This is a genomic window from Pseudomonas sp. GW821-FHT09D08, from assembly GCF_059416305.1.
The window spans coordinates 1-6140 of the sequence record NZ_JBWKOX010000042.1; the positions used below are offsets into that span (position 1 = coordinate 1).

The 6140-nt window shown below is 63.2% G+C and carries 6 protein-coding genes; 5 read left to right on the forward strand and 1 reads right to left on the reverse strand.

Going from position 1 to position 6140, the window contains the following annotated elements; genetic code table 11:
- The coding region (locus AC07OP_RS31505; RefSeq protein WP_495109927.1) for a hypothetical protein at positions 1–182 on the forward strand (182 nt) is incomplete at its 5' end.
- A 75-nt stretch (positions 183–257) separates the two neighbouring features.
- On the opposite strand, the gene AC07OP_RS31510 is transcribed toward AC07OP_RS31505, so the two are convergent.
- Entirely contained in the window at positions 258–1010 is a 753-nt protein-coding gene (locus AC07OP_RS31510; protein WP_495101692.1) for a TetR/AcrR family transcriptional regulator, read from the reverse strand.
- Positions 1011–1372: 362 nt separating this feature from the next.
- Here AC07OP_RS31510 and AC07OP_RS31515 point away from each other — a divergent pair, with 362 nt between their 5' ends.
- The 4 genes from AC07OP_RS31515 to AC07OP_RS31530 are packed head-to-tail and all read left to right on the forward strand — an operon-like array spanning position 1373 to position 5978.
- A complete protein-coding gene (locus tag AC07OP_RS31515; RefSeq protein ID WP_495101693.1) occupies positions 1373–2077 on the forward strand; it encodes an ABC transporter ATP-binding protein in 705 nt (234 codons plus the stop codon).
- Positions 2074–3273, forward strand: coding sequence for an ABC transporter permease (locus AC07OP_RS31520; protein ID WP_115488477.1), 1200 nt, complete (start codon positions 2074–2076; stop codon positions 3271–3273). The genes AC07OP_RS31515 and AC07OP_RS31520 overlap by 4 nt, the downstream gene beginning before the upstream one ends.
- Positions 3266–4744, forward strand: a complete 1479-nt coding sequence (locus AC07OP_RS31525) for a TolC family protein (RefSeq protein WP_495101694.1) — start codon at positions 3266–3268, stop codon at positions 4742–4744. The genes AC07OP_RS31520 and AC07OP_RS31525 overlap by 8 nt, the downstream gene beginning before the upstream one ends.
- Complete coding sequence (locus tag AC07OP_RS31530) at positions 4734–5978, forward strand: efflux RND transporter periplasmic adaptor subunit (protein ID WP_495101695.1); 1245 nt, start codon at positions 4734–4736, stop codon at positions 5976–5978. The genes AC07OP_RS31525 and AC07OP_RS31530 overlap by 11 nt, the downstream gene beginning before the upstream one ends.
- Positions 5979–6140 lie beyond the last annotated feature (162 nt).

The window sequence follows — 6140 nt, forward strand, 5'->3', positions numbered from 1 at the left end:
CGCGTTCAGGCAAGGAAAATCAGACACCCGGTGGGGAGGGGCGTCTAGCTGTCAGAATTGACAGTGGCGATGAGTGGCGAATCACGCAGGGAAAAATCAGAGATGAACGCCTGGACAAAACTTCACACGTTCACATTTCTTCTTACATATTTTTCACGTTTTATTTACATCCCGAGACGTAGGGTGAAGCCTCATCCGTTACAAACGTTGCACATCAAGCCCGCCGCCCCAGCGGGCTTTTTTTTGCCTGGGATTTGTCAGCGCGAGGCCTTGGCGGCCGGCGCTGCCGCCTGTTCACGAATGGCGCGCTGGGTGTCCAGCACCTTGGCCAACGCGTTTTCGGCTTCGGGGCTTTGCTGCGGCACACGAATCGCCGCCGAGACCAGGGTGATCAGCTTGGCCATCACCTCGGCATCCGTCGCCGGGCGGCCCAGGCTCATGGAGTTCATCAGCAGGCGCAATTCAGTACCGGCCATGACCCCGGAAATCGCCTTGAGGGCAAATTGCAGGCGCACCCCCAGCTCGTTGCGCGGCAAGTCCGGCAAGGCCAGGGCGAAGGCTTCGAAGAAGCGTTGGAACACCGGTTGGTAATGCACCTTGAGGTATTCCTGGATAAACGGCGAGGTGTCGCTGTACACCCGCCCGAGGAAACGGATGAACGAACGGCCTTCCCCACTCGCCGGGTCGCTGCGTTCCAGGCCCATGGCCGGGGCGAAGAGCACGCCGAGCAAGGTGTCGCAGTCGAGGGGGCCGTCGGATTCGGCCTCACAGCGCGCCAGCAATTCCAGGCGCTGCTCGTTGAGCGGCTCCAGGCGTTGCATCAGCAGGGTCTTCATCAGGGAGTCCTTGTCCCCGAAGTGGTAGTTCACCGCAGCCAGGTTCACCTGGGCGCGCTCGGTAATCTGCCGCAGCAGCACGGCGTCATAGCCGTATTTGATGAAGAGAGCCTCTGTCGCATCCAGCAATCGAGTCTTGGTAACGTTTGGAGCGCTGAGTTTCTTCGCGACCATAAGGGTTCCACGGCGGAAATATTGTTTTAAAAAATAATTTGATTTTTTATACCGGTGCGGCCGGTCGAAAGCAAGTAGTGACACACCGCCATACTATCCAAAGCCTTTGCCCATGGGGATTCTCAGGCAAGCCAGGGACCTTTCGGTAGACCCCCGTACCGGCGAGGGAAATCTTTTCAAAGCGTAAAACCGCTCTACATCCACGGCTGGCGAAGCACCGGGAACACGGTTAGTATTCAAACAATATTTTAAAAACAAGAAATAAAACCAGTCCGTGACGCGAACCAGATAGCTCCCGAACTTGTTACAAAGATTTACAAAGGGCGCATTACGGCAGCGTCGAGACTGCAGGCGTAGTCACGATGACAGATACCCCCGCGCACCCAGGCTTGATTTCCCTGCAAGGCATCGGCAAGCGCTATCAGCTCGCCGGGCAGGAACTGACCATTCTCAATGAGGTGTGCCTGTCCATCGAGCGCGGTGACAGCTGCGGCATCCTCGGCGCCTCGGGCTCCGGCAAAAGCACCCTGCTCAATATCCTCGGCCTGCTGGACCTGCCCAATTGCGGCCAGTACCACTTTGCCGGCCACGATATTTTCAGTGCATCCCCGGACGAACTGGCGGCGATCCGCAACCAGCAGATCGGCTTTGTGTTCCAGAGCTTCAACCTGCTGCCGCGCCTCAGCGCCCTGGACAACGTTGCCCTGCCCCTGAGCTATCGCGGTGTATCGCGGCATGAATCGGTGGCGCAGGCCCTGCGCATGCTCGAACAGGTCGGGCTGGCCGAGCGCGCCCACCATCGCCCCGCCGACCTCTCCGGCGGCCAGCGCCAACGTGTGGCGATTGCCCGGGCATTGGTGGGCAAGCCTTCGGTGATCCTGGCCGACGAGCCCACCGGCAACCTCGACAGCAGCACCGCCCAGGACATCATGGACCTGCTGCTGGCATTGAACCGCAAGCAACAGGTCACGCTGATCATCGTCACCCACGACCCGCATATCGCCGAACGCCTGGAGCGCAAGATCCTGGTGCGCAACGGCGTAGTGCACGAGACCGGGCGCCTATGAGCCTGCGGGTCGAACAGAGCTTCAGCCAACTGCTGCATGAAGCCTTCGTCAGCCTGCGCACCCTGGGCAAGCGCTCGGTGCTGGCCCTGCTGGGCATCGTCATCGGCAGTTCGTCGGTGGTGGCGCTGATCAATATCGGCCATAACGCGGCGGTGGATGCCGCGATGATTTTCAAGGACATGGGCACCGACACCCTGGTCGCCCAGTTCCCGCCCAAGGGCAGCAGCACGGTCCCCGCGCCCGCGAGGCTCGACCTGGATGCCGTGCGCCAGGCCGTGCCGGGCATCGCTCATATCGGCGCACTGACCTTGTTCAGCGGGCCCATCGTGTTCCATGGCCGCACCACCAACGCCAACCTCGTCGGCAGCACACCGGACATCCAGGCGGCGATGCGCCTGGTGGTACGGCAGGGGCGCTTTCTGTCGAGCTTCGACGCCAACGAAACCTATGGCGTGATCGGTGACCAGCTGGCCCAGGCACTCGGAGCGCCGGGCGATCCGCTGCAACTGGGCGACCGCGTGCGCATCAACGACTACCTGTTTCTGGTGGTAGGCATTCTGCAGAACCAGCCCAGGGCGATGCTGATGCCGGTACAGGCCAACGAGTCGTTGTTCATTCCCGCCGAAGGCATGCGCCGCATCTATGCCATGCCGCAGATCGGCAATGTGGTTATCCGCGCCGCGCCCGGCCAGGACATGGAACGCATTGCCAGGGAAGCCGCCGGCGCCTTGCAGCCCCAACTCACCGACCACACGGTCGACATCCAGGTGCCCCAGCAAATGATCGACGGCATGACCCGGCAAAGCCGCACCTTCGCCTACCTGCTGCTGGCCCTCGGCGCCATTTCCCTGGTCGGCGGCGGCGTAGGCGTGATGAATGTGATGCTGATGAACGTATCGGAACGCCGTCGCGAGATCGGCATTCGCATGGCCCTGGGCGCTCGCCAGCGCGACATCCGCAACCTGTTCCTGCTCGAAGCCGTCACCCTCACCGCCGTCGGCGCGCTGTGCGGGGCGGTACTCGGGATGACCGCCGCCTGGCTCTACGCCTGGCTGTCAGGCTGGCTATTCGACCTGGCCGTCGCCGCCCTGCCTCTGGGGGTGGGCAGTACGTTGCTGGTGGGCTTGTTCTTTGGCATCTACCCGGCGGTGTCGGCCTCACGGTTGCAGCCGGTGGAGGCCTTGCGCGATGAGTAAATGGCTGGGGTTGCTCGTGTTGATCAGCCTGCACGGGATGGCCGCCGAGGTGGTCATCAAGCCGTCGGCCCCCAGCAGCACCCGCAGCGGTTACGACCGGGGCGTATCCTTGAATGCCCAGGTCACCACCATGACCCTGGGTGACGCCGTGTACCTGGGCCTGCGCAACAACCCGGCAATCCGCAGCGCCTACCTGCAACGGGTGGCGCAGAAATTCGACCTGCGCGTCGCCGAAGACGTGTTCAACCCCAAGCTCACCCTCAACAGCTATTACCGCAGCACCCGTGGCTCCCAGGACAGTGCGCGCAATGCCAACGTGGCACCGGCCACCAGCTTGCTCAGTGAATACGGTACCCGCCTGAGCATGGCCTGGACCCAGCAGTTGAACAACGCCGACCGCGCCGGCCGCTACCGCAGCGACGGCCTCGACCTGGCGATCATCCAGCCGTTGATGCGCGGCGCCGGCTGGGACGCCACCACCGCACCGTTGCGCCTGTCGCGCCTGTCGGAGCAGGCCAACCGCCTCAACCTCAAGGCGACCGTGGCACAGACCATCAGCCAGATCATCGCCACCTACCGCGAACTGCTGCGGGCCCAGGAGCAACTGAGCATCGTGCAGGACGCCCTCAAGCGCTCCGGCACCTTGCTGGACGTGAACAAAGCCTTGATCAGCGCCGGGCGCATGGCCGAATTCGAGATCGTGCAGACCGAAGCCGACATCGCCACCCAGCAACTGGGCGTCGAAGAAGCGCAGAACCAGCTCGACACCAGTCGCCTGGCCTTGCTGCGCCTGCTGGCCCTGGACCTCTCCACCCCGATTCGCGCCACCGAAGCCCTGGAGGCCAAGCCCCTGCAGATCGACAAACGCCAGGCCTTCAACCTCGCGCAGACCCAGCAACCGGAATACCTCGCCGCCCTGCTCGGCAGCCAGCAGGCCGACCTCAACCTGGTGATCGCCAAGGACTCCGGGCGCTGGCAGGTGGACCTGGTGGCCGGCGCAAACCAGATACGCGACGCCTACAATAACGATGCCGGCAGCACCAACAACCGCACTTGGGACAGCTACGCCGGGGTGCAGGTGCAGATCCCCATCGGCGACATCAGCACGCGCCAGGCCGAAGTGCGCGCGCGGGTCAACGTGGAGGACCAGGAGATCCGCATCACCGACGCCCGCCAGGAACTGGAACGCAACGTCAACGACGTGGTGCGCGACCTCGGCACCCGCTGGCGCCAGTATGAAATCTCCCAGCGCGCGGTGGAATTGTCGCGGCGCAAGATCGAGATCGAACGCGAGAAGCTCAGCGCCGGGCGCTCCACCAACTTCCAGGTGCTGAGCTTCGAGACCGACCTGCGCAATGCCGAAAACGCGCAGCTCAACGCCCTGATCGCTTATTTGAACGCCCAGACCCAGCTCGACTTGACCCTGGGCATGACGCTGGAAAGTTGGGAAATCGCCCTCAATGACTACTAATCGAAAACGCCTGCTGGGCGTCGCATTGATCCTGCTGCTGGCCGGCGCGGGGCTGGCCCTGCGCAGCCCCGCAGAAGGCCCGGCCGGCGCCACCGAACAATGGCTGGCCGTCAAGCCCGACCCGCTGGTGCACCAGATCGGCCTGGTGGGCAAGATCGAACCCGACACCACCCTCACCCTCACGGCGCCGTTCGACGGCAACGTGCAGGCCAATCTGGTGGAGCAAGGCCAGCGGGTCGAGGCTGGCCAGGTCCTGCTGCGCATGGACCCGGCCACCCTTGAGGTGCAATTGCGCGACGCCCTCTCCGCCCAGCTCAAGGCGCGCCGCGCCGTGCAAGAGCTGCAGGACTGGGACAGCGGCCCCACCGTCAGCCGTGCGCGCCGTAGCCTGCGCACCGCCGAGATGACCGCCGGCAACACCCAACGCAAACTCACCGAAAGCGAAAACCTGTTCAAGCGCGGCATCATCCCGCGCAATGAGCTGGACGACCTCAAGCAGCAGACCCAGCAACAGCAACTGGACCTCGCCTCTGCCCGCAGTGAACTGCAACAGGCCCTCGACCAGGGCAAGGGCGAATACCGCCAGATCGCCGACATGGAACTGACCAACGCCACGGTGAAATACGAGGCCTTGCGCACCCTGCTCGCAGGCAAGGAGGTGAAGGCGCCGTTCTCCGGCATCGTGGTGCCCGCCCCCGGTAACAATGCGCCCCAAGGCGGCGGCAACACCAACGCGCCGATTCAGGCCGGCAGCAAGGTCAGCCAGGGCCAGGTGCTGTTCGGCCTGGCCAATATCGAGCGGCTGAAAATCGTCGCCAAGGTGTCTGAGCTGGACATCAACCAGCTGCACCAAGGCCAGGCGGTGGAAGTGCTGGGCGATGGTTTTGACGGGGAACGGTTGAGCGGCTCGGTGAGCGTGGTCAGCGGCCTGGCGATTGCCAGCGACAGCCAGGGCAGCGCGCAGTTTCCGGTGACGTTGTCGATCCCCAGGCTGACCCCGCAACAGTTGCAGCGGGTGCGCCTGGGGATGAGTGCGCGGTTGACCATCGTCACTTACAACAATGCGCAGGCGATAGTGATTCCGAGCGAGGCGATCCAGGCGGACAGGACGGTGGAGTATCGAGAAGCGATGGATAAGCCGGTGGAGCGGGTGAAGGTGACTACCGGGCAATCGACGCCGCAGGGGGTGGAAGTGTTCGGCCTAAAACCCGGCTTCGTAAAGACCTCAAAATAAATGGAGCCCCCCCTGTGGGAGGAGCATAGGTTCCTACAAAACGTTGGCTCAACGCTGAACGCCCGGCAGATAGGGCTGTTGTGGCATGCCAGTCAGTTAAGCGTACATCGCCTCCTGTAGGAGCGAGCTTGCTCGCGAAAAACGTCAACGATAACGCGTGCT